Origin of the sequence: Lacipirellula parvula (assembly GCF_009177095.1) — a bacterium.
GTDB lineage: Bacteria > Planctomycetota > Planctomycetia > Pirellulales > Lacipirellulaceae > Lacipirellula > Lacipirellula parvula.
Genome location: NZ_AP021861.1, coordinates 4,068,098 through 4,091,573 on the forward strand (window position 1 = coordinate 4,068,098; position 23,476 = coordinate 4,091,573).

Consider the following 23,476-nt stretch of genomic DNA (forward strand, 5'->3'; position numbering starts at 1 on the left):
GCGATGCGAGCGGATCCTTCCGCCAGCGTTGTCCGCCTATGTGTATCCATCGAACGTCGCCCAGACCGCGCTTCAGCGGCATCGGGCCTATCGCTCGATAAAGGCAAACTCGCTGAACACCGCCTCGCGCACCAGCGGCTTGCCTAGAGCGCGGTTGACTTTCTCCAAAACGACCCGTTTGATCAAGCCCAACCCTGGGTCGGTGAAGTCGGCCGACTCCATACCGCGGATGGCGATCGTCACCTGCTCGTTTAACCGCTTGGAATGGAGCCCGAAGCGTTCGCTGAACTCAGCTTCGTCGGCAGCTAGCACGACGCCGAAGAGTTCGAAGTCGACGCTCATGCTGGCGCCGGTGGCAGGGTTGAAGGCGATGACATGGTACAGCCCCATGCTCTGCTCAACCGTTGGTTGGTGAGCGGCTTCGGCATGGTCGCTGGGATCGGCGTGGACGCTTTCCTCGGCGGCTTCGGCCGATTCTGCGACAGCCCCGCGAGCAGCGGCGTTGAGTTGGACGCCGGTTTGGCGCGTGTCCTCAGCCGACGGCAGCAGGGCCGTAGCGGCAGCGACTTCGATCAGCACGATCACTGAAATGAACGCCAACGCTTTGATCAGCGTCATCACCCCCGGCCCGCGCTTGACGGGGGCTTCGGCGGGAGCGGCGGCGGCGTGATTAGCGGCGGACATGGCGGCGTTTCCTGGCGAATCGTCTGCGGCAAGCCGTACGTCGGCGCCGAGAAGTCGCGCAAGTGTAGCTCACAAAGTCCGCCTGGAGCGGCCTTACAATCGGCGCAGCCGGCTTTTAGCTCCGGGCTCCGCCCGGGGGTAGCATCACGCAGGGCGTACCCTTCCGGAATAGACGCCTACCCCCGGGCGGAGCCCGGGGCTTTAAAGCGCCTTACCAAGCCGCGAACCGTCTTACCGCCGCAGGGCGAGCAATTCGTCGAGCAGTTCTTGCACCGCGGTGATCACACGGGCGCCGCCGCGGTATTGCGTCGAGGCGAGGATCAGCTCGATGAGGTTCTGCCCGATGTCTGTGTTGGAGAGCTCGACGGCGCCCGTGCTGACGGCGCCCATGCCGCCGCCGCCCGGGTTGCCTTCGATCGGCAAGCCCGAGTTGACGCCGGCCGCGAACATATTGTCGCCGACTTGCTGCAGACCGCCATTGTTGGCGAAGCGGGCCATCCGCAATTGGCCAAGGTCGCGCGAGCTACCGTTGCTGAACACGCCCTGAATGCGGCCCGACTCGGTGATGATGAAGCTGGTGAGCGTACCGGAGGGAAAGCCGTCCTGCGACGCGGCGGCGAGCGTGTTGGTGTTCTCCGCGAGACCTGTCACTTGGTTGAAGTCGAGCTTAAATTCCAACGGCGAGTTGGCGGGCGACTGGCCGCGGCCGATGGCGATGCGGTCGTCGGTCGCCGAAACGAACTTGCCGTCGCCGTCGGTGGTGATGACGCCGGTGCCGACTTCGATGCTCACGCCGCTCTCTTCGGCGTTCTGCGGCGAGCTGGCAATCCAGCGGAAGCGGGCGCCGGTGGCGTCGATTGACTCGAGCACCGTCGTCACGCGAACGTTAATCGGGGTACCCAGGCTGTCGTAGACGACGAAGTCGGCCGTAGCGCCCTCGCCGTTGGCTTCTTGGATGGTCGAGAAGGGCATTTGCACGACTTCCGCCACGCCGTTGGCGGGTTTGAATTTGAACGCCGATAAGTCGATGCTCAGGGCGTTCTCGATGCCCATGTTGGAAGTGAACTGGAGACGGCTATCGACGATCGTGCCGCCGTACGCCACGGTGTCGGGGAAGGTCGTCTCGGGCGCCGACTTCAGCACGCCCATCGACTCGTCCATGAAGGTGAGCAAGTCCTGAACAGTCGTATTGGCGGTGATGTTGAGCGTGCGTTCCGCGAGTTGCCGGCCGCCTTTGTCGCCGGAGAAGGTCAACTCGCCGATGCCGAACAAGTTGTTGTAATCGGCGCCGTTGCGCGAGACGACATCGACCAGCTTCATGCCGAAGTTGATCGACGGGCCGTCCAGGTTGATCGTCGGATTGCCGACGATGTCGGCGTCGGGAACCGAGTCGATGAACGACTCGTTCTGATTGATCTCCGCGACTTCGTAGAACTGCGTCGGATTGTTGGCGACGTTGCGGTAGATCTTGATCTTGTCGTACTCGCCGCTGCCCGACGGTTGCGGGATGTCGTCGAGCCGAATGCGCGGCTGCGTGATCGAGTCGGCCGTCACCGGGCCGAAGCGGGCGGTGGGCCGGCTTTCGGCGCCGGTCGACGAATTGACGAACGTCACATAGTAGCTGTAACTATTGTTGCCGAGGACGTCGTCTTGCAGCAGGGCCGCCGACGCATTGGCGACCGGCGTCATGTTGTCGCTGTAAGTCGCCGCCGGGCCGCCGGGATTGGATGCAAACTGGGTGACCAGGCGATACTCGTTGTTCGTCGCCGGGTTGTTGCGATAGATGCGGATCTGAGTGAAGTCGGGGTTCGAAGGCTGAGCGATGCCGCTCAAGTCGATCGAGCCGACGCCGCCGATCAACCCGATGTCGGCAAGATTCGACGCCGGACCTTCGTTGCCCGAGCTATCGACGTAGGCGATACGGTACTGGTAGGTGCCAGCCGGGATGTTGGCGCCAGCCGTCGTTCCGAAGACAAGCGCGTCGCTGGGACGAGCCAGCGAGAGCGCTTCGGGAACGCCGGTCGGATGTTCGCGCGAACCATCGCTCAAAATACCGGACTGAATCACCTCCGGAATCGTACCGACGGTGCTGTTCGGGTTGAGGGCGCCTTTGAGCGTGACGTTCTCCGTCGCCTGGGCGACTGCCGCGGCGCCGAGCGGAATCTGAATGGGCGACAAGCCCGTGGGCTGAATCGTGAAGTTCGCGTCGACGCTGTAGCCCAGCACGCGATGGCCGGTGAGCGTGACGATTTCGTTGTTGCCGTTCGTTTTGAACTGGCCGTTACGGGTGTAGAGCTGTTCGCCCTGCGAGCCTTGCACGATGAAGAAGCCGTCGCCCTGAATCGCCAGGTCGAGCGGATTCGAGCTGATTTCGATCGTGCCCGAGGTGAAGTCGGGGGTGATTTCCGCCACTTTGGAGCCAAGGCCGATCTGGCGGGGGTTGGTACCGCCGCGGCTCGTCGTCGGTGCCGAACCGATACTTTGCGTCTGCAGAAACTGCGTCGCGAAGTTGACCGACGATTCCTTGAAGCCGACGGTGTTCGCGTTGGCGACGTTGTTGCCGGCGACGTCGATCGTCGTTTCGGCGGCCGTCATGCCGGTCAACGCGGTCGCGAGTGCTGATTGAAGACCCATGGTTCACTCTCCCCTAATATGGACGTGCGTCCCGATATGCAAACTGAGTCGCGGTTGGCGTCGGTCGCCCTGGGGCGGCGTGATGACGCGTCGGCGGTAAAAATTTGATCGCGGCGTTCCTACATGCTTGGCGGACGAATCTCGCCGACGTTCTTCAAACTGACGGTGAAGCTGCGCTTCGGTTCCATCATCTGCGGCGTCCCCGAGAGGACGAGGTTGGACAAATCGTCGGTCGCCAACGAATCGACGAACGTCGACACCGAGGGATCGGTGAGCTGACCGACGAGATTGAAATCGGTGGCCCCGACTTCGCGACGGAAGATTTGCTTTGTCGTTGTGGTCTCGGGGAGGTTGCTCAGCAAGACCGAGCTCTGGTCTTCCTCGACTTTTAGCTTTTTGCCGGCGGCAGCGGCGAGCGGATCGACGGCGAAGGTGCTGCCGTTCTCCTGCCACACGACGCGGTACTCGTATTCGCCAGCCTCAACTCCGCCTTCCACGTCGGAAACCGTCGCTTTCGGATTGAGGTCGAGATGCAGCTTGGGTTGCCCGTCGGCGACGCTCACGCGCTCGACGACGCCGGTAACGCGTTGGAGGTCGTCGGAAAGTGCGTCGATTTCGGCGCCAATCAAGCTCGTCGCGCTGGAGATATTCTGCCCCAACAGCACGGAGTCGAGCGTCGTGGTCATCTTGTCGGTCGCGGCGACGGACCTCATTTGGCTGATTTGAGAGATCAGCTCTGAATTGTCCATCGGATCCATCGGATCTTGATTCTGCAACTCCGCGATCATCATGTCCATGAAGTCCGACATGTCGAGGTCGTTGTAAGCATTGCCGACCTGCGCATTTTTCGCGCTGTTGCCAACGCTGCCGGTGCTGGGGATTGATGACATGGGACGACTCGTGATTAAATGTTGCGTGGAGTGAATCCGTTAGACGCGAACGTCCAGCCCAGCGGCGGCTGAGCTTCCCGTCGACAACGCGCGAGCCACGACGGGCGTGGCCGGGACGCGGCTATTGCCGGCGGGGCGGGGGCGATTTTGCTGCCGTTCGCCCGACTGATCAGCCGTCCGATCGTCGGTTTGGTTGCTGCCGGCGTTGCCCCCTTCTTGGCGGACGTCGACGTCGAACTTTTCAATGCGAATGTCTTGCTGCGCCAATTGGTCGCGAAGGGCGGGCAGGCTGTCGAGCAAGATATTGCGAGCGGCAGGCGTTTCGGCTTCGAGCTTCGCTGACAGCACGCCGTTCTGCATCGCTAGTTCGATCTTCACCGAACCAAGTTCCGGCGGGCTGAGCCGCACATGAATCTTCCCGTCGCGCTGATGCGCGGCTTTCATGGCGCCTTCGACCCGCTGCACGAAGCGAGCGCGGTCGACGCTCGGCATGCCGTTGGAGTCATTCGACTCGTTGGCCGCCTTGAGCGACCGGCTGCCCAACAAGCGATCGATCGCCTTCGTGCTGCGCGACGCTGAGTCGGCGCCCGCCGCCGCAACGTCGGACGTTGGGGCCGGGGCGTTGGCGGCGTCGCTCGCGGATGCCTCGCTGTCGCTGGCGGCATTAGCGCTTGCTGCCGCCGCCGTCTCCTCGGCGACCGCCTCCACCTTTGCCTCCGCAGTGACGCTCTGATCCGCCGACTCCGCCTCTTCTTCCGAAGCGTCGTCGTCGGAGCGTTCTTCCTGCGGCGACTCGGCTTGTTCCACGGCGACAAGCTTCTCGCCGCCCGGCTGCTCGGCGGTCGTCGCTGGAGCGTCCTCGGCGACCAGAACGACCGGTTGCTCGGGGTTCTCCACCGCAGTAGGTTTGACTTCCGCAGTTGCGACGACTTGGGCAGTGGAAGATTCTTGTTGAGACGGTTCCGTCTGCGCGTTGTCGAGGATCGCGAATTCGATCTCGGCTGAGGCAGCTTGCTCGCCGGCCTCGGCATCGCCTTCCTCGCCGGGAGACCCGCCAGTCTTTTCCGTCGCCGGCGCCTGAGGCGCGGCGACCGCGACGACTTGTTCGACCTTTTCGCCTTCGACGGCAATTGGCGTCGTCACCGGCTCAGCGGCGGGCGCCTCTTGCAGCGCGAGCATCGCAGCGGCGGCTTCGGCGGAGATCTCGGCCGCATCTTCGTCGTCGGTCGTTTCCTCGACGGCGACCTCGGCGGCCTCGGACGCGTCGCTGGCCGGCTGGCTGTTCGCGGCGGCCTGATCGGCCGGTTGTTTGGATTCGCGTTTCTCGCCTGTCGTCGGCGACTTCTCGGCAGGCTTCCGCTCCGCTGGCGCCGGCGCTGCTGGCTTCTGGGGCGCTTCGGCCTTGTCCTTGTAGGCGTGTTCGAGCGCAGGCTGGAACGGGCTGCCGTTCTCGGTGCGGGGCGCCGCATCGGCCGTGCGTTTGGGCGCGGCTTTCGGCATGATGGCGTCGATTGGCGAAAATGGCATCCGTGCGTCTCCCGCGTCTGCTTCCGGCTAGTTTTGCTGAGCTTTCAACTGCTCAAGCGCCTGCAACTGGGCATCGATAAACGGCTTGGCCGGTTCGCCGGCGAGCATCTTTCGCTGAATCCGGTACAGCATCTCCAGGTCTTCTTCCGAGTCGAAGGTCCGCAAGATCGCTTCCTGATCTCGCGGCTTCATGCTCCCCAGCAGCATGATCACGTCGTCGATGCGTTCGTCTTGGATGTACTTGATTAGGATCGGCTTTGCTTGCTTCTTCGGGATGAGAGATTCCAGTTGCTTTCGCACTTTTTGCATCTCTTCGCTGAGGAGCAAGTTGCCTTGCTGGACAAGATACTCCTCCACCTCCGCACGTAGCCGCGAGAACTGCTCCGTCGCCGCGCTGAGCCGCTTCAGTTGGTAGTCGAAATCGACGAGCGAGTCCGACAGTTGCTTCTCTTTCACGTCGAACTGCAGCGAGATCGTTTGATACTGCTTTCGCTGCTGTTCGTAGGAAGGTTCTTCGGGCGGCGTCCCGGGCTCTTCCGCGACTTCGCTTTCCTTCTCGATCTCTTCGAGATCGACGTCTTGGAGTATCGCAGTGATCCGGAAGATCTTCTCGTCGTCCAGTTTTCCGCTTTTCAGCAGATAGCCGTAGGCGATCGCCCCCGAGATCACGGTGGCGACGCAGAAGTAGCCGATCAGCGGGAACAGGATGCGAATGAGAGCTCCCATCAGTCATTCGCCTCCCAACGCACCGACGCCACTTCGTCGAGTTGTTTTGTTTCGGCCAAGGTCGCCGCGGCGCGATGGTTGGCTCGCTGGCGTTCTTCGAGCTTATCAAGCACGCGGACTTCTCGATCGGCCTCGACGAGCGCCACGCGGCGACGTTCGACTTCTTCCGCGAGTTTGGCCGCTTGCTCCGCAAGGACTTTGGCTTGTGCTTCGAGCGCTAGCTGATAGCGCTGCGTCGTGAGGAGCCAGGTGACGTCGACCGCGCCTTCGCGCATTGCTGCGCGTTGGCTCTCTAAGTGGTGGGCCGCCTCTGATGCAAGTTCGTCACGCTGTTGCTGCAAGATTCGTTCGGCTTCGAACGCGGTCGCGAGACGCCCGCGCTGCTCGTCGCGATGAATCTCGCGGAGGCGGCGTAGCGTCTTCAGTCGGAACTTGAATCTGGCCATGCTTGTTGCGCTGCTCCCCTCCCTGCTAGGGAGGGGCTATTGGCGTGCGTGTTTTTCTTTCTACTTACTCACTTAAACACTTACTCACTTCTTAATGACCGGTCCTTGCTGCCGCGGCGGTTGCATCGGCGGCATTTGCTGCTGCCCGCCCATGGCCGGCGCCGGGGCGTTCATGCGGGCGAGGCACTTCGCGGCAAGAGCGATAAGATCCTGCCGCACCTGGGCGATCTCGACCTTTTCTTCGACCTGCTGCTTCAGGAGGCGATGGATTTCTTCGCGCATCTCCACCGCTGCATCGAGCGTCTTGTTCGCGCCTTTGCGGTAGGCGCCGATCGTGATCAGGTCCTCGTTCTCGGAGTAGGCCGCCAAGAGTTCGCGGATGATTTGCCTCGCCTTTTTTTCGTCGGGCGTCGACAGCTCGTTCGCCAATCGGCTGATGCTGCGAAGGACGTCGATCGCCGGGTAGTGCCCCTTCTCGGCAATGCGGCGCGAGAGCCAAACGTGGCCGTCGAGTAAGCCGCGGACACAGTCGGCGATCGGCTCGTTTTCGTCGTCGCCTTCGACGAGCACCGAGTAGAAAGCGGTAATGCTGCCTTGCTCGGTGCGGCCGGCACGTTCGACGAGTCGCGGCAGCAGCGCAAACGTCGACGGCGGAAAGCCGCGGGTCGTCGGCGGTTCGCCGGCGGCGAGGCCGATCTCGCGTTGCGCGAGGGCGAACCGCGTGAGCGAGTCCATGACGAGCAGCACGTTCTTGCCGGCGTCGCGGAAGTACTCGGCGATGGTCGTCGCGGTGTAGGCGGCTTGCACCCGTAGCAGGGCCGGCTCGTTGCTCGTGGCGACGACGACTACGCTCCGGGCGAGACCTGTCGGCCCCAACTCGCGGTGAATAAATTCGTTGACTTCGCGGCCACGCTCGCCGATGAGGGCGATCACCGTGACGTCGGCTTCAGTGTAACGGGCCATCATCCCCATCACGACGCTCTTGCCGACGCCCGAGCCGGCGAAGATGCCCAAGCGTTGCCCGCGGCCGCACATCAGCATGCTGTCGATGCAGCGAACGCCGGTGCCGAGCGGCAGGTCGATGCGGGGGCGCTCGGTAGCGGTAACGCCGTCGTTTTGGATGCGGAAGCGATCGCGCACCATCGGCTGCGGGCGATTGTCGATGCAACGGCCACGCGCATCGACGACTCGACCGAGAAGCGCGGGCCCGACTTTGAGCATGCGGGAGGTGCGAATCAGCCGCACCGGGCTGCCGCGGCGGACGCCGTCGAGATCGGCGAGCGGCATCACCAACGTGCGATGATCGCGGAAGCCGATCACTTCAGCTTCGACTTCGCCGCCACCTTGACGGGCAATGCCGACCACGGCGCCGACCGGCGCAGGCATGCCGGCGACGGCGACGGTAAGGCCGGTCGTCTGCACAACGCTGCCGGTGATTCCGGCAGTCATCGCTTGCTCAAGTTGGGGGGCGTACGTCGACATGAAATCCTGCGTGAAATCGCTTGCGTGCGTATCGAACTACGCGAGCTCTTCCTTAATACGGGCGAGCTGCGTTTCAATTTGCTGATCGATCACGCCGAACTCGGTCACGAGTCGGCAGCCGCCGGGGGCAATCGCGGGGCTGGCCGTGACGGTGACGTTGGCGAGCGGCGCGAACACCGCGGCAATTTGCTGAACTTGTTTCTTGAGCGTCGATTGGTCGGCCGGCGACAGCTGAATCGACATGTCGCCGGTACCGGCGGCGAGTTGCAGCGACTCGCGAACCCACTCCAGCGTGATTTCCGGGCGCCGCGCGAGTTCACCGCGGATGATCCGCTCGGCCATCGCAGCGGCGAGTTCGATCGCGGTCCGCTCCCAATGCCGCAGCCACTCTTGCTTTGCGTCTTCGACCTGCTTCGCCGCCGCCTGCAGGGCAGGGGTGAGCGACCGCATTTGCTGGGCGACTTTTTCGTCGAGGATCCGCTCGATCGCCGCTTCCGCCGCTTGCTTACCGGCGGCCTCGGCCTGTTGCTTGACGGCGGCCGCTTCCTGGCGGGCCTGCTCGACGATCTTCACCGCCTCGGCGCGAATTTGCGCGAGGTACTGGTCGGCCTGAGCCGTCATATCGGTCAGATCGTACGCAGCGCTACGCAACGTCGGGCCCGACGCGCTCTGACCGCCATGTGTTTTGATGATCGTAGCCATTCGATTCCGTTACTCGCTTACGCTGCGACCTTGTGAGCCGTTTGCGCGGCGAGGTGGAGCAATTCGTGTTGTGCCGCCCGTAGTTCGATCAGCCGCGTCGGACCGATCGAGCGAACCGCCATCCGCAACCGAGCGGCCGCGGCCCGCGGCAACTTGGCCGCAACGCGGCGGAGGAACTTTTCGCTCGAACAGGCCAGCGCGAGTTGCACGGTCCGTTCGTCGGCGGCTTGCAGGGCTCGCAGCAATGCGGCGTCGTTCAGGCGTTCCAGATCGCGGGAGCGATCTTCGAGGAGCGCAGGGTCGAACGCGACTTCGGTTTCTTCGCCGTATTCGGGGCCGTCGGTCCAGGCTTCGAAGCCGCCTTCTTCGCCTTGGAGGTCGTCTTGAGCGGCGACTAGTTCGCGGGCTTGTTGGATTGCAAGCTCCAACTCACGCGTCTGCTGGACGCTCAGTGCGGGCGTTGCTCCGTTCGCAGCTACTGCCGTGTGAGCTGCGATATTAAGTGTCGAATCGCTCGGCGAGATTCTCGCGAGCAGCGAATCGCGCTGGCCTGGCGCCGTCTTGGCGACGATGCGGCGAGCCATTTCGGCGCCCGCGGCCGCTCGGTCGCGGCGTTGACGTTGCAGTTCGATGCGTTGCTGCAGTTCCGATTCAAGCTCGGTAACGGCCGACTCGTCGGTAACCTGCAGGTTGGCGAGGCGTTCGAAGACCTCGCCTTGCAGCGTCGGCAGCAATTGTGCGAAGACGGCGGCGCCACGGTCATGGGCCATTCGCGATAAGGCGACGGCGATGGTTTGCGGATGCTCGGCGTTGAGCAACTCGGCGACCAGCGCGGCTTCGGCCGCCGCGGCCGCTTCTTCGGCTGGCGTCGGCAGCGGCGCGACAGGCGGCGCTGGTTCAACGTTCACCGATGCTTGCGGCGCGGAATAGGTAAATTCGACGCCGCTGCTCGCTTCGGCTTCACGCCGGCCCGCGCGGCGGAACTCGGCCAGCACGTCTCGCTGCTCTTCAGGATCGATTTCGCCCAGGCGATCGTACTCGGCGAGAATCTTGGTCGCTTCCGACGGCGGCAGGCTGTCGAGCATCTGTTCGGCCAACGACTCGTCGATGCTGGCGACCAGGATCGCAGCGCGGCGGATTCGTTCGTTTTGGTCGTAGTTCATAGCATTCATGCGGCGTTACGTTGAGCGGCTATCAGCCGCTTCGCGAGCGAGACCAAAATCAACCGGCGTTTCCAATCCAAGTCCGCAGAATCGCCGCGGCGCCGTCGGGATCTTCCTTCACGAGCTCCGAAAGATCTTCCTTCAGCGACGGCCCGCGCTTCAGGCGTAGCTTCGGTCGGCCCGCTTCCGTCTCGCCTCCCTTGCCGCCCGCCTTCGCCGTTTCATTCTTCTTCGGCAAGATGTCGGGAAGCGAGAAGTCGACGCCTTTGTCGTTGGTGGGGATCGACTTGATCATCGAGCGGAGCATCAAGAGGCTCATCACCGCCATGCCGGCGATGATCAGCGAGCTGGTATTTTGCTGGGCCCAAACAACGCTCTCGCTGGCGACCGAGGGCTCGGGCGTCGGCGCCGGGGTAAGCGATTGGAAGATCGTGACTTCCACCTTCGAAAGTTGATCTTCGGCGATCTCCTTTGGGAACAGCTGCCCGACCGCCGCCTTGATCTTCGTCTTCACCTGATCTTCGATGTTCTGCAGCATCGCGGTGTCGGGGCGATCTTCCGGCTTCGCATCGGGCGTCGTTTCCCGCCAAACGCGGATCAAATACTCGCTCGGCACGGCGATCGCCGCGCGGACGTGCTTCGGCAACAGGCCGCTTTGCTTGCGAACTTCTTCAACATGCGGCACGAAATTGTCGGTCTGCGTTCGCTCGCTGGTTTGCGTGTTCTCGTTGCGGGCGACGGCGGCGTCGACGTTGTTGCGGCCGGGACCTTGAGCGCGGAGGCCGACGGCGCCGCGATCTTCGGTTTGGCGATTGACGCTTTCTTCGGTGTCTTTGCTTTCGCGAATCGGCGCCAGTTCGCCGTCAGGGCGAATGCTGCGCGACTCGGCGCTGAGCGTGTCGTCGAGTTCGGCGGTCACCTGCACTTGGACGTTAGGGCGAATGTTGCTGAGGAGCTGCTCGATCCGCGCCCGGGTCTGCTGTTCGTAGAGGGTCTTCGTACGGAAGTAGGGATCGTCATAGGCGTCGGCAATCACTTCGCCGCCGTTGCCGCCGAACTGGCCGCCGTTGCTACGATCGACGACCATCACCTTGTCGGACGTGAGTCCCGCAATCGAACGGGCGACCGCTTCGCGAATCAGCCGCATCCGCTGCGGATCGAGGACGGCGCCCGGCGAGGGCATGACGCTGACCGTGGCGGTAATTTCTTCCTTGCCGAACGCTCGCGGTTCGCGGATGTCGTAGAGCACCTTGGCGTCTTCCACCCCTTCCATCTCGCTGATCATCATCGAGAGCTGGCGTTCGCGAGCCGCCTTCCAGCGTTGGTCGCGCATCTTGCCGCTTTCGAAGATGCCAGTCTCAAGCGAATCTTCCAGCAGCATGTGGAAGTTGGCGGGCAGGGCGCCGGCGTTGGCGATCGCGGCCAGGTAGACCGCCTTCTTACCGCGAGGAACCATGACGCGGCCTTGCTCGAGCGGCAGCATCTCAAGGCCGGCCTGGCCGAGGGCGGTTTCGATGCGTTGCGTTTCGTGCGGCTGGAGTAGGGCGCCGCCGAACAGAGGTTCAGCGGAAGTGTTTTGAAAGCCTTGGAACAGGTAGCCCAGGCTGCAGACGATGACGCCGAGCAGCAGCGCCGAAGTGACCCGCGCCGCGGGGGTCATCGACGCGAAGAGTTCGCGGATCTGTGCGAGAGTTTGGTTTAGAAATCCCATCCCTGGTCCTCAGCTAGACGACGCATCCTTGCGTCGACGATGGCTCAAACGCCGCCCGACTCGATCGGCCGCTAAATCCGAATGTCTTTCACTTCTTGGTAAACCTGCATCATCTTGTTCCGCATCTGCATCATCATGCGGAAGGCGAGGTCGGCCTTTTGCACTGCCGTGAGCACCGCGGCCGGATCGGCGTCGCCGCCGGTCATTAGCGTTTCGACCGCTTTGTCGGCGTCCATTTGCATCGAGTTGACGTCGTCGATCGACTTCAGCAGCGCCGATTTGAACGAACCATTGGCCTCGCCGGCAGTCGGCGAGTTCATCGACGGCGACAGCAGCGGCGTGAACGATTGCGTGGTGCTTTGGATGCTTGTCATGGGACTTACTCGCTGAAGGCAGGCTTCGCTTCAGGTTTTCTTAAATCGCTCTAGGCCACGATTTGCAACGAACGGTTCGTTAAATCTTTGGTGATTTCGAGCACGCCGATGTTGGCTTCGTAGGCTCGCGTCGCTTCGAGGGCATCGACGAATTCGGTGGTCATGTCGACGTTCGGGTAAGCGACGTAGCCGTCGGCGTTCGCATCGGGGTGGCCCGGTTCGTACTTCATTAGCGGCGCTTCGTTCGAATATTCGACCGAGCCGACCTTCACGCCCATCCCGCCGCCGTTAGTGTGCAGATCTGCATCCGCCTGGAAGGTGACGTACCGCGGCGTGTAGGCCTCGGGTTGCCCGGCTTCGTTCCGCGTCGTCGAAATATTCGCAATGTTCGAGGAGATGGCATTCAGTCGCGTCCGCTGCGCCACCAACCCGCTCGTGCTCACATCGAAGATTGGAAACATGGGAAACTCCTGTCATCACTTGTCGATTAAAAGCCACCGGCTCTGCCGGTGGACGAACTAACGACTCGCTTTGCTTGCACTTCGTCCACCGGCAGAGCCGGTGGCTTCTATGAATTTCTCTTGCCTACGCTCGTTCGGTAATGGCCGATCTCAACAACCGGAATTGGGCGTTCATCAAGCTGAGCGCCATGTTGTGGACCTGTTGATTCTTCGTGATCTCGCTGATCTGCTCTTCCATGCTCGAGTTGTTGTCATCGTGTCGCAGCATGCCGTGAAAGTCGTCGCTGATTGCTGACATTTCACGCTCATGTCGCGTGGGGGAGTTTGCCGAAGAGGTAGACATGACCGGCGGCGACGCCGGGGTATACGGATACGGCGCTGGGGCCGCGGGCCGTCTCCGCTCATCAATCGCTTCTTGCAAACGACCTTGAAACGCCTCCGATGACAGATCTCGCGTCCGATAGCCGGGGGTATCGAGGTTGGCAATGTTGCCGGCCAAGACGCCATGCCGCGCTTCGGTGAAGTTGACGACCTGCTCAAGCAGGGGCAACGTCGACGCGTCGAACATCGAAGACATCATGGCGGATCAACCTTTCCGTTAGCGCGAAGCCGTGCGTCGCTGCCCACCATGGCAAGCGACGTGCCGTTGGCAAGCTGGGCGCTTGCCGCGACGTGGTCGCCGCCAACGCGGTCGACTTCAATCGCGTGAAAACGCCGTGCTCGACCGAAACGTCGGTGCGCACGCTTTCGCGAGAGACTGATTACGCAGTCTTGAGAGATTGATCAACGGCAATATTGGCCGGACCGATCGGCGGAAACTGCCGATGACTCGTCAGTCCCCCGGTTTCGCCAAATTCGCGCGTCCGCGGGGCGAAGCCGTAAGAGCGGAGCTTGCCGCTGAGCGTACGGACGCCGATGCCGAGAGCGGCGGCCGTTTGGCCCCGATTGCCGCCGAATCGCTGGAGGGTGGCGACGATCATCGCCCGCTCCATGTCGTCGAGATTTCCTGCCGCGGGCGTGGCTTCAGGAAACGACGGGAGTGTGGTCGCTGCGACGCCGCTCGCCGCGGCGTGGAGCCGAATGCCTTCAGGCTGCTGCAGCCAGGGGCGGATATCGCAGGCCGCGATCGGCGCCCCGCCGCTCAGCACGCAGGCTCGCGTGATGATGTTCTCCAATTCCCGCACATTGCCGGGCCAGTGATACGCGGCCAGCAGGTTGCGGCAATCTTCGGTCAGCTCCAACCGCGGGCGGCCAAGTCGCTTCGCGGCGCGATCGAGAAAGTGATCGGCCAGTAGTTGCACGTCGTCGCCGCGACTCCGGAGCGGCGGTAGCTCAAGCGGCACCACCGCGAGGCGGTAGTAAAGGTCTTCGCGAAAGCGGCCGCCGGCGATCTCCACCATCAGATCGCGATTGGTGCTGGCGATCACCCGTACGTCGGCTTGCCGCGTTTCGCTGGCGCCAACGAGTTCGAACGTCCGCTCCTGCAACACGCGCAGGAGCTTCGCCTGCAGCGGCAGGTCGATTTCAGTGATTTCGTCGAGGAGGATCGCGCCACCCTTGGCAAGCTCGAATCGGCCGACGCGATCGACGTCGGCCCCGGTGAACGCGCCGCGACGGTGGCCGAAGAGTTCGCTCTCCGCGAGCTGCGGCGACAGGCTAGGGCAGTTCAGGCTCACCAGCGGGCCCGCAGCGCGGCGGCTCACCGTGTGGACTGCCCGGGCGACCAGTTCCTTACCGGTGCCGCTTTCGCCGCAGATGAGGACTGTCTCGTCGGTCGGGCCCACCTGGCGGATCCGCTCCCGCAGCAGCCGCATGGCGGGGCTGTCGCCAATCATGCCCATTGCTTCGAGCGAATCGCTGCTGGATGAACGTGACGCTGTCACTCTCGCAGGCGTTACTGGCTCGCTATCGAGTGACGCGGAGGCGTCGTCGCCGCAGATCCGGCGGCGATCCATCGCTCGCGCGACCAATTCTTCCAAGCGCGTGACGTCGAACGGCTTTTCCAAATAATCGAACGCCCCGAACCGCATCGCTTCGACCGCCGAGGCGATTGTCGCGTGAGCGGTGATCATGATCACTTGCGTCGGCAGCCGCCGCAGCGACATCTGCCGAATAAACTCGAGCCCATCCATCGCCGGCATTTGCAGGTCGGTAACGACGACGTCGAACGCCGCTCGTTCCAACAGCGGCAGCGCTTCGACGGCGCTCGCCAAACCGCTCACCTCGTAACCGGCTTGGCGCAGCACGTCGATCACCGATTCCCGCACGGCGGCGTGGTCGTCGACGACCAACACCCGTCCGCGCGACTCCGGTTCGCCCTTCGCCGATGAATCTGGCTTCGTTCGCATGCTAGGCGGCCATCCCCATCGCACGACGCGGCGGTAGTTCGATCGTGAACGCGGCGCCACCCTCAGGGCAGTTCATCGCGGTGACGCGGCCGCCGTGGGCCTCGACGATGCGATTGACGATCGAGAGACCCAGGCCAGTGCCGGTCGCCTTGGTCGTGAAGAACGGGTCGAAAATTTTCCCCTGATTGTCTTCGGGGAGCCCCGGCCCGCTGTCGGCGATTTCGAGTTCTAACCCGCCGCGACGCAAGTACGAGGTGACTACGAGATCACCGCCGCGCGGCATCGCATCGACTGAGTTGAGCACCAAATTGAGAATCGCCCGCCGCATCATCTCGCGATCGGCCGTGACCAAGGTATTCGGCGGCACGTCGACGGAAGTTTCAATCCGCTGGGCGTCGAGCTGCGGCGCCAGGGAATCGAGCACCTCTTCCACCAAATCTTGCAAGATGAAGGAGCGCCACTGCGGTTCGCGATGGGCGGTGAAACTGAGGAGATCGTTCACGGTTGAATCCAGGGCCGTAAACCCTGCCTCCACTTTGGCCAATACATCGAGGCTGCCGGAGTCGTCCGACAACCTTCTTCTGAGCAAACTCATGTACAAGTTCACGGGTACTAAGCTGTTGCGCACCTCGTGAGCGACGTGCGACGCCATCCGGCCCAAGTCGGCCAGCCTCGTCTGCCGTGCGAGCTCTTGATCTTTCTTCGCCAACTCGTCGGTCAGCCGCGCGACTTCGCCTTGTAGCGTTTCGTGGGTTTGCTGCAACCTCAACGTGGCGTCGTTCCACGCTTCGAGGATTACGGCGAGACTTGGCTCTTCGGCGGATTCGGCGGCATTGTTGCTAGGCGAATCGTAGCGAGCGGAGTCGTCCGGCTCGTCGTCTTCGATGTGGAGTTTTAGGTTTGTCATCGTTGGGCTTCGGCTTTTTTTGAGCTGCTCCGGCCGGTCGTTGACCGGCGGCTACCTGGGGCGTGTTTTTTCAGCGAGATTGGGCTTGGTAGGCGTCGCGGACGCGGCTTCCTGTCGCGGCGGTTCGCAGTTGCGCGGCGACGAGGTCGCGGCGTTCGACCATTTGCTGTTCGCCGGCTTGTTCCATCGCCATCACTTCTTGAATCAGTATGCGGCATGCCTCGGCGTCGGCCGCGCAACGGGCGCGGGCCTCGCTCGATTCCCACTGCCGGCTCTCCGGGGCTTCCGCATGAAACGGTTGCAGTTGCTGCTCGATCGCCTGCAATGCGACGATCAGCTGCTGCTTGGCCGCTACCAGCCGCAGCAAGTCGGCCATTTCGCCAGCGGCGATCATTTGCATCTGCCGCGTCCCCAACTCGCGCAACTGCGTTAAGCATTTGCGACGCTTGGAGACCAAGTCGGCCAGCAGTTTTGTGGAATTGTTATGCATTGCAGCACGTCGACCGCTTAACGGTTTTTCTGTCGTTTGTCAGTGGTCCGTAGTCAGTTGTCAGTTGCGAAAGACCAGCAACTGACAACTGACCACGGACAACTGACGCCCCCTACCACAGACTCATCTGGTTCAACAAATATTCCCACTGCGTTCGCGTGAAGTTGGTTGCCGTGCGGAAGTCGGTCGTCGGCGGCATCTCTTTCAATACGAGCTTCGCCTGGTCAAGCGTCACGCGGGCTTTCACAGGTTGATCGAGCCGACGCCAGCACGCCGCCGCTTGGAGAAAGCTCTCCATCGCGATCGGGTCGCTTTGGTACGAAGTGATCACGTTGCCGTACGCCTTCAGTGCTTCCTCGAATCGCCGCAACTCGAACAATACCGAGCCTTGCAGCATGTAGCAGTTTCGCAACAGCGTCTGCTGCATCGGGTCGCTCGCGTCGCCGCCGCCGAGGGTGAGCGTTCGCTGCACGTTCAGATAGTTTTCGTGCGCCTTGATCAGCAGTTCGGTCATCTGCGTCCTGGCGTTCAGTCGCTCATTTTCCGTCTTCGACTCCGCCAACCGCTTCGCCGGCTCTTCGGCCGCGGCGTGGTATGCGCGGCCGATCGTGTAGCGCGCGAGCAGCGTCTCCTTCGAGTCGGGATAGCGTTTCACGGCTTCGTCGAGACGCTTGATCGATTCGTCGTAGCGCTTTTGCTGGTAGAGCAGCGTGCCCAATTCGAATAGCGAGTCGCGCCACTCGGGGCTCGCTGGCGTGAGCACGTCCTCCACAAGGTTAGTCACCAGCATCTTTTCAGCTTCGGCAGGCTTGTCGAGCTTCTCGTAAGCCCGCGCCGCCTCCAGACGAGCCTGGTAGGCGACCGGGTCGAGCGGATACATCTCGACGCATTCGCTGAGCGCTTCGACGGCCAAGTCGAACTTCCGCGCCGCCAGTTCCGATTGCCCCAGCCGCAGCAACGCCAGTGGATTGCGACGACGCGACTCGTGATGGAGGTACTCCGCGTAGACCCGTGCCGCATTCGTGTAGCTTTGGCCGTTGAAGTAACTCTCGGCCGCGTTCCACAAATCATCGACGAATTGCCGCGAGGCGAACCGCAACCGAGCCAGCGCTTCGTACGCGCGGCCGGCCTCGCGGAGTTGCTTGCGGCCTTCTTGCCGCAGCGTTTCTGTGCCGAGCGGATCTGCCGCCGCTTGCTCAAGTTGCCGCTGGCCCCACTGATCGTGCGTGCGGGCCCGCATTTCGGTCGTCAGCGTTTCGCCGAACACGGCGTGGAACAAATCGACCAGCGTCAGCGCCTCGGAGTAGAGCCGCTGCTCGATGCACTGATCGAACGCTTCTTTCATCCGGTCGCGGAGGTCTTCGAGCGGCAGCAGCGAATCGTCGTACCCCTCTTGAGAGTCGATTGCGTGGAGGACGAGCTTGTAATCGACGAGCGCCTTTTCCAGGCGACCGTTGCGGCGGTGGTAGTCGGCCGCGGCGAGCGCCGCCGTCAGTCCGGCTGCGGTGTCGGGGTAAACTTTGGCGACCTTCGCATACTCGGCTGCGGCGGCGTCGTGCTCGTTGCTGAGTTCGAAGTAGCGGGCGATCCAGAGCGCCGCCTGCCGCGTGGGCACGTCGTGGCTCACATCAAGCTGCGGCACTTGTTGCAGCTGCCGCTGGGCTCGCTGCAGCAAATCATTGCGATCTTGCGAAGCGACGGGAAGATCTTCGGCGTCGTCTAAGTCGATGCGAGCGAGCGTCAGCACGCGATTCGCCTCTTCGACGCCGTTGGCTTTGAGTTTCTGCAGCAGTTCACGCGCCGCGGAGCGACGGCCGAGCCGTAACATCGCCTCGGCGCTCACGAGCGTCGCATGCTGGCGCTTCTCGTCGCTAAGTTTTGGATCGGCGAGAACCTGCTCATTGTGGCGGAGAGCTGCAGGAAAGTCAGGCTCTTTACCGTCCAGGTGCGCGGTGACCAACAATGCGTGGATCTCGACGGTCGGCTGCTTCGGATCAAGCAGCGATTCCTCCAAGATGCGAACGGCGTCTTTCGTTTGGCCGCTGCGGACGAGGCTGCGTCCCAATAAGAAGTTCGCCTGGCCGTGGCGAGATTCGTCGAGGTCAAGTTTCAACGCCTTTTTCAAATAGCGCGCGGCAATCTCGTGCATCGCACGGCGACGGCTCGCGGCCGCTTCGAGGTCGGCCTCGTTCGCCTTCACGACGCCGAGCACGAAGAGAGCTGACGCGAGTTGCCGCGGACTGGCCGGCTGTTGCTGCATTCGGCCGATCATCGACTTCGCGTCGGCATACTTGCCTTCGTCGAGCGATTTGAGCGCGAGCTGCACGTAGTCGCGTTCGACGACTTCCTCGGCCCACTGCTCGAACAGACTAAACGCCGCGACGGAGCCGCCGAGCAACGTGAAGATCGTGAGCGCGGCGATCGCCTTTCGCAACTTCGAACCGGTCGCCCAGTGAAGCATGCGCGTGAGCCGACCTTCCGACGAGGCATGCTCATCGGCCGGCGGCGGCGTTGCGGCGTGTCCGTGCGGGGCTTCCATGCCAGGCTCGTGACGTGAGCGCGAAGGCGTCGCAGCGCGCAGCAGCGACGGTCCTTCGGCGAAACTTGAACGAAAATGCCGAGGGCTTGTACAGAAATCGTCGAATCGCTGTCAACCGACGTTCCGCTAGCAACGATTTCCGCTCACGCTGCGGAGCGGGATGATCCGATCCGAATTTGAGGGGCCCGACGGAAAGGAGGTTGTCGATGCGCACCACCATCATCACTCGCCGCGAAGCGCTGCTGGCATCGCTAGCGGCGGCTAGCGCCTTGCCTTGCGCACGGGCTCTCAGCCAAGAGCTGCTGCCGCCCGCCAACGCGGCTGCCTCGACTCGGCTCCTCTTCTACAACACCCACTTGCTGCCGACGATCGCCCAGAAAGTGGCTGGCCACCGCGGGCAGGACGACTATCGCACCGCGGCAATCGCCGCGAAGCTTTATCGCTACGACCTCGTCGGCCTGTGCGAAGTGTTTGAATCGCGCCGCCGCAAGGAAATCATCGAGGTCGTGCAGAGGGACTCGCGTGACGCCTTTCAGGTGATCGAGCAGCCGAAGCCGTGGGGCCGGCACCTGATCGGCAGCGGCCTAATGCTGCTGTCACGCTACCCGATCATTGGCGAGCCCCACTTCATCACCTATCGCCATGCGTCGCGCGTGGTGACGAACGGCTGGAAGGCCGACGGATTCGCAGCGAAAGGAGCGATTCACGCCCAACTGCGGGTGCGCGAGCAGCCGACCGCGCAGATCGACTGCTTTCTCACGCACCTGGAGAGCGTCTCGGCGAAGGCCCGCGGCGAACAGATTGCGGAACTGGCTACCTTCATTGCCAAGCACGCTAGCCCTGAACGGCCTGCAATTCTCATCGGCGACCTGAACGTCGCCGCCGACGCTCCCGGGATTCCGGCCGCAGAAGACTCGGAGTATCGACTGCTGACAAGCAAGCTTGCGTTTGGCGAACACCGCTTCGTCGACCTCTGGCCGGCGTTCCACGATACTACTGGCGGAACGAGCGACGCCCTCGCAAAGGAGCATTGCCGCCGCATCGATTATGCGTTCATCTCGCCGCCGCAACCGGTCGGGCTGACGCTTGAACCCACGGCGATTCGCGTCGAACCGTTTCTCGATGCGAAGGTTGAGCAGGGGTCGCTCTCCGACCACGCGGCCCTGGAATGCAACTTCGTGTTGCGCTAGCAGCAGTAGCCGCGGCTCAACGAGTTGTTTGTCGCGAGTACGCGAGCCGCCGGAGCGGTTCACGACAGGCATTGCGACTCATCAACAGCGCTATTGGCAATGTTACAAGAACGCTGCGAGCGACTGGCTCTGCAATCGATCTGGCGGCTCCAACGCACACCGCTCCGGCGGGGGCGTTGCCCCGCGGCTACCCTTAGGAAACCTTGGCGCCGGCGGTGGAAATCCGCTCCATGATCCAGCGGTCCATGTCTGCCAGCATCGCGGTGGTCAGTTCGTCGTCGCCGGGATACTGCCGCAGCGCGAGCGAGAAGCCGGCCGAGTGGAGCAACCGCAAATCGCTCACGACTTCCGCTTGTGGATAGACGTCGCTGTCGCGGCAGCTAGCAAGCAAGATCGGCAGGCCGCGAGCTTCCTTGACGCGATTCAGCGGGGCGTTGCTGCGAGGCATGGCGCCGCCGATCGAGATCACGCCGGCGAATTGCTCTGGATAGCGGAGAGCCAACCGCAGTGCCATTGTGCCGCCGCTACCCTGGCCGGCGATGAAGACGCGATTCGAGTGGACATTGAAGCGACGCTTGGCGGCTTCGATGCATTCGGTAACGCGTTCGGCGGCTTCACAAGTCGAATCCGCACAATGTTCCCAGGTGTGACCGTGGCGACCGGTGTCGGCGCCAACGCCGCGAGCCGCTGCGGCGACGTAGTTACGCACGCTCACATGCGGCATCAACTGGCGCAGTTCACGCTCGCTGCCGCCGTCGTCGTGCAGCCAGATGAGCAACGGGTAAGCGTAGCCGCGCTCGTAATGGAGCGGGGCGAACAACGCATAATGGGGAGCCGCTGCACGATCGCGTCGCCGCGGGGCGACCTTGGTCGACGTGCTGGGCTGATTGAAGTTGAGGTGGGTCTCGAACGGAGAGGAAAGCTGAAAACTCGACGCCTTGGAGGTTTGCAGGCGATTCATAAATCTCTGTCGTCGGGGTCTGGCTGGGACCGTATCGCGGCGAGGTTCCGATGAACGTCGCGGCCACACGACCAGGGTTTGTAAACGACCGGGCGGCGCGTGTCAATTCCGCCAATATCCGGCCAACGGCAAACCACGCGTGCTAGCGTGATTGATTCGGACTCGCGCGAATAGTTACTCGCACCGATGTGGTGCGAACAGACCATTCGCCATTCGAAGTCGAATCCTTCGACAGATAAATTCGACCTGAGAATCCTGGCCATTTTTGGCCGGGAAGGTAGATCATTCCGAGCGCAGCGAGGAATCTAGCGAGCCAGCTCAAGACGCTAAATTCTTCGCTACGCTCGGAAATGACAACCGTGTCGTTGCAACCGCGCGACTACACCAAGCCCGCCATCACCGTGACGAGCTCTTTCACCGCGTCGACGCTCTTTTGGAACGCCGCCTTCTCGGTTTCTTCGAGCTTCAGCTCCACAATCTTCTCGACGCCATTGGTGCCGAGGATCACCGGCACGCCGACGTAGTAGCCGCCGACGCCGTATTCCTTGTCGCAGTAGGCGGCGCAAGGAATGAGCCGCTTCTTGTCGCGGACGATCGCTTCGACCATCTGCGTCGTCGCAGCGGCCGGTGCGTAGTAAGCGCTGCCGGTCTTCAGCAGGCTGACGATTTCAGCGCCACCCTTGGCGGTCCGCTCGATGATTTCCTTCAAACGCTCTGGCTTGATGAGCTGCGTGACGGGGATGCCGCCGACGCTCGTGCAGCTCGGCAGTGGCACCATCGTGTCGCCGTGGCCACCCATCAGCAGGGCCGAGACGTCTTCGACGCTGACGCCGAGCTCCATCGCCAAGAAGGTGCGATAGCGAGCCGTGTCGAGGACGCCGGCCTGACCGACGACGCGCGACGGCGGGAAGCCGGTCACTTGCAGCGCCCGCTGCACCATCGCGTCGAGCGGGTTGCTGACGACGATGACGACGGCGTTGGGGCTCGTCTTTTTGATTTCGTTGCAGACAGCGGTCATGATCTTGGCGTTCGTGCCAAGCAGGTCGTCGCGGCTCATGCCTGGCTTGCGCGGCAGGCCGGCGGTGATGACGACGACGTCGCTGTCTTTGGTCGCTTCGTAGCTGGTCGTGCCGACGACGTTCGCATCGAACATCATCACAGGGGACGACTGCATCAGGTCAAGAGCCTTGCCCTTGGGCATATCTTCGGTTTGCGAAACATCGACCAGGACGATGTCGCCCAGTTCGGCCGCCGCACACCAGTGAGCCGTGGTGGCGCCGACGTTTCCGGCCCCGATGATGCTGATCTTCGCCCGTCGCATGACTCGAACTCCCCCAGTTTCACTAACTTGTGATGGCAATGAGCGGGGCAGCGTCGAAACGCCAACCGCCGACGCAAAGTATCGCGCCGCCAGCGTTTAGCCGCAAGGGGGCGAGGCGGGGAGCCGCGGGGCAACAAATTTTTTGTCGCGAGTACGCGAGCCGCCGGAGCGGAGATAAGTCGAATGCTGAAGGATGAATGCGGAATGCAGAGCTGGGAATTTGGGCGTAACTTCGCCGCGAAAAATGCTCCTTCAGCATTCCTCCTTCAGCATTCAGCATTTCCGGTCTCCGCTCCGGCCGGTCGTTGACCGGCGGCTACTTGCGCGGCTACCGGCGGAGGGGCTGCTCGAGCAGGGCGTAGCGCTGGAGGGCCGCTTGCAGCGAGTGGGCCAGGGCGGGGGCTTCTTGCCAGCCGGTGAGGCGGCCTAGCGACGATCCGGCCGGCGAAATGATCTCCAGCGTCGGGTAGCCGGCCAGCTGGAGCCGCTGGCAAAGCTGCGGCTCCTCGTCGGCGTCAACCAGCACGCAAATAAATTGCGTTGCCAGCTGGGCGACCGCTGGGTCGGTGAAGGTCGTCCCCTCCATCTTCCGGCAATAGGTGCACCAGTGGGCCGTGAAGAAAACGAGGCACGGCTTGCCCCGCTCCGCCGCCACTCGGCGACCCAGACCCCAACCCTTCACGAAGGTGATGGCCCCGCGCTGCGTCAGCATGCTGGCATCGAGCTGGATCGGCGCGGGCGCCGATTCGCCGCCGCTGCCGGAGCCGCCGATCGTTTCGATGCATCCCGCCGAGGTGCAAAGAATCGCCGCGGCCAGCCACCAGTGCGAACGTTGGGAACGAATCACAGCGTGCGGGATCCACGGGGCAGGGGAGGGGGTGATAGCAACGTGTATCGCCCTGGCGGGGTGGCGGGCATCA

The 23,476-nt window shown here is 62.9% G+C and carries 21 protein-coding genes; 1 reads left to right on the forward strand and 20 read right to left on the reverse strand.

All coding sequences use genetic code 11. From position 1 onward, the window contains the following. Positions 1–87 precede the first annotated feature (87 nt). The 17 genes from PLANPX_RS15810 to PLANPX_RS15890 all read right to left on the reverse strand — a co-directional run bounded on the left by PLANPX_RS15810 (position 88) and on the right by PLANPX_RS15890 (position 19,084). Positions 88–684, reverse strand: coding sequence for a hypothetical protein (locus PLANPX_RS15810; RefSeq protein ID WP_152099661.1), 597 nt, complete (start codon positions 682–684; stop codon positions 88–90). Positions 685–915: 231 nt separating this feature from the next. Further along, positions 916–3,318: a flagellar hook-basal body complex protein gene (locus PLANPX_RS15815; protein ID WP_152099662.1), complete on the reverse strand. Its 2,403-nt coding sequence runs from the start codon at positions 3,316–3,318 to the stop codon at positions 916–918. A gap of 119 nt (positions 3,319–3,437) precedes the next feature. Then, positions 3,438–4,208 (reverse strand): flagellar hook assembly protein FlgD, encoded by a 771-nt coding sequence (locus PLANPX_RS15820; protein ID WP_152099663.1) that lies wholly within the window; start codon positions 4,206–4,208, stop codon positions 3,438–3,440. A 39-nt stretch (positions 4,209–4,247) separates the two neighbouring features. After that, positions 4,248–5,735, reverse strand: coding sequence for a flagellar hook-length control protein FliK (locus PLANPX_RS15825; RefSeq protein WP_152099664.1), 1,488 nt, complete (start codon positions 5,733–5,735; stop codon positions 4,248–4,250). Positions 5,736–5,762: 27 nt separating this feature from the next. Next, on the reverse strand, positions 5,763–6,461 hold the full coding sequence (locus tag PLANPX_RS15830) for a hypothetical protein (protein ID WP_152099665.1): 699 nt from the start codon (positions 6,459–6,461) through the stop codon (positions 5,763–5,765). Beyond that, positions 6,461–6,907 (reverse strand): flagellar export protein FliJ, encoded by a 447-nt coding sequence (gene fliJ / locus PLANPX_RS15835; protein WP_152099666.1) that lies wholly within the window; start codon positions 6,905–6,907, stop codon positions 6,461–6,463. Before fliJ ends, PLANPX_RS15830 begins: the two co-directional genes overlap by 1 nt. 84 nt (positions 6,908–6,991) lie before the next feature. Next, entirely contained in the window at positions 6,992–8,389 is a 1,398-nt protein-coding gene (locus PLANPX_RS15840; RefSeq protein WP_152099667.1) for a FliI/YscN family ATPase, read from the reverse strand. Between the two features lie 36 nt (positions 8,390–8,425). After that, complete coding sequence (locus PLANPX_RS15845) at positions 8,426–9,091, reverse strand: FliH/SctL family protein (RefSeq protein ID WP_152099668.1); 666 nt, start codon at positions 9,089–9,091, stop codon at positions 8,426–8,428. 17 nt (positions 9,092–9,108) lie between these two features. After that, a complete protein-coding gene (locus PLANPX_RS15850; protein ID WP_172992103.1) occupies positions 9,109–10,254 on the reverse strand; it encodes a FliG C-terminal domain-containing protein in 1,146 nt (381 codons plus the stop codon). A gap of 58 nt (positions 10,255–10,312) precedes the next feature. Then, positions 10,313–11,965, reverse strand: coding sequence for a hypothetical protein (locus tag PLANPX_RS15855; RefSeq protein ID WP_152099670.1), 1,653 nt, complete (start codon positions 11,963–11,965; stop codon positions 10,313–10,315). Between the two features lie 71 nt (positions 11,966–12,036). After that, entirely contained in the window at positions 12,037–12,339 is a 303-nt protein-coding gene (fliE, locus tag PLANPX_RS15860) for a flagellar hook-basal body complex protein FliE (protein ID WP_152099671.1), read from the reverse strand. A 50-nt stretch (positions 12,340–12,389) separates the two neighbouring features. Next, positions 12,390–12,800 (reverse strand): flagellar basal body rod protein FlgC, encoded by a 411-nt coding sequence (gene flgC, locus PLANPX_RS15865; protein WP_152099672.1) that lies wholly within the window; start codon positions 12,798–12,800, stop codon positions 12,390–12,392. A gap of 124 nt (positions 12,801–12,924) precedes the next feature. Continuing rightward, positions 12,925–13,380: a flagellar basal body rod protein FlgB gene (locus tag PLANPX_RS15870; RefSeq protein ID WP_152099673.1), complete on the reverse strand. Its 456-nt coding sequence runs from the start codon at positions 13,378–13,380 to the stop codon at positions 12,925–12,927. A gap of 181 nt (positions 13,381–13,561) precedes the next feature. Continuing rightward, positions 13,562–15,148: a sigma-54-dependent transcriptional regulator gene (locus PLANPX_RS15875; RefSeq protein WP_152099674.1), complete on the reverse strand. Its 1,587-nt coding sequence runs from the start codon at positions 15,146–15,148 to the stop codon at positions 13,562–13,564. Position 15,149: 1 nt separating this feature from the next. After that, entirely contained in the window at positions 15,150–16,055 is a 906-nt protein-coding gene (locus tag PLANPX_RS15880) for a sensor histidine kinase (protein ID WP_152099675.1), read from the reverse strand. A gap of 70 nt (positions 16,056–16,125) precedes the next feature. Beyond that, on the reverse strand, positions 16,126–16,545 hold the full coding sequence (locus PLANPX_RS15885) for a flagellar export chaperone FlgN (protein WP_152099676.1): 420 nt from the start codon (positions 16,543–16,545) through the stop codon (positions 16,126–16,128). A 112-nt stretch (positions 16,546–16,657) separates the two neighbouring features. Then, positions 16,658–19,084, reverse strand: coding sequence for a tetratricopeptide repeat protein (locus PLANPX_RS15890; RefSeq protein ID WP_152099677.1), 2,427 nt, complete (start codon positions 19,082–19,084; stop codon positions 16,658–16,660). A 206-nt stretch (positions 19,085–19,290) separates the two neighbouring features. Here PLANPX_RS15890 and PLANPX_RS15895 point away from each other — a divergent pair, with 206 nt between their 5' ends. After that, positions 19,291–20,274: an endonuclease/exonuclease/phosphatase family protein gene (locus PLANPX_RS15895; protein WP_152099678.1), complete on the forward strand. Its 984-nt coding sequence runs from the start codon at positions 19,291–19,293 to the stop codon at positions 20,272–20,274. A 193-nt stretch (positions 20,275–20,467) separates the two neighbouring features. On the opposite strand, the gene PLANPX_RS15900 is transcribed toward PLANPX_RS15895, so the two are convergent. The 3 genes from PLANPX_RS15900 to PLANPX_RS15910 form a co-directional block, all read right to left on the reverse strand. After that, positions 20,468–21,235 carry an alpha/beta hydrolase gene (locus tag PLANPX_RS15900; protein ID WP_152099679.1) on the reverse strand — a complete coding sequence of 256 codons (768 nt, stop codon included), beginning with the start codon at positions 21,233–21,235 and terminating at the stop codon, positions 20,468–20,470. A gap of 379 nt (positions 21,236–21,614) precedes the next feature. After that, the gene (gene mdh / locus PLANPX_RS15905; RefSeq protein WP_152099680.1) at positions 21,615–22,649 is read right to left on the reverse strand and encodes a malate dehydrogenase; all 1,035 of its coding nucleotides are present in this window, start codon (positions 22,647–22,649) and stop codon (positions 21,615–21,617) included. A 235-nt stretch (positions 22,650–22,884) separates the two neighbouring features. Further along, positions 22,885–23,403: a thioredoxin family protein gene (locus PLANPX_RS15910; protein ID WP_152099681.1), complete on the reverse strand. Its 519-nt coding sequence runs from the start codon at positions 23,401–23,403 to the stop codon at positions 22,885–22,887. Between the last annotated feature and the right edge of the window lie 73 nt (positions 23,404–23,476).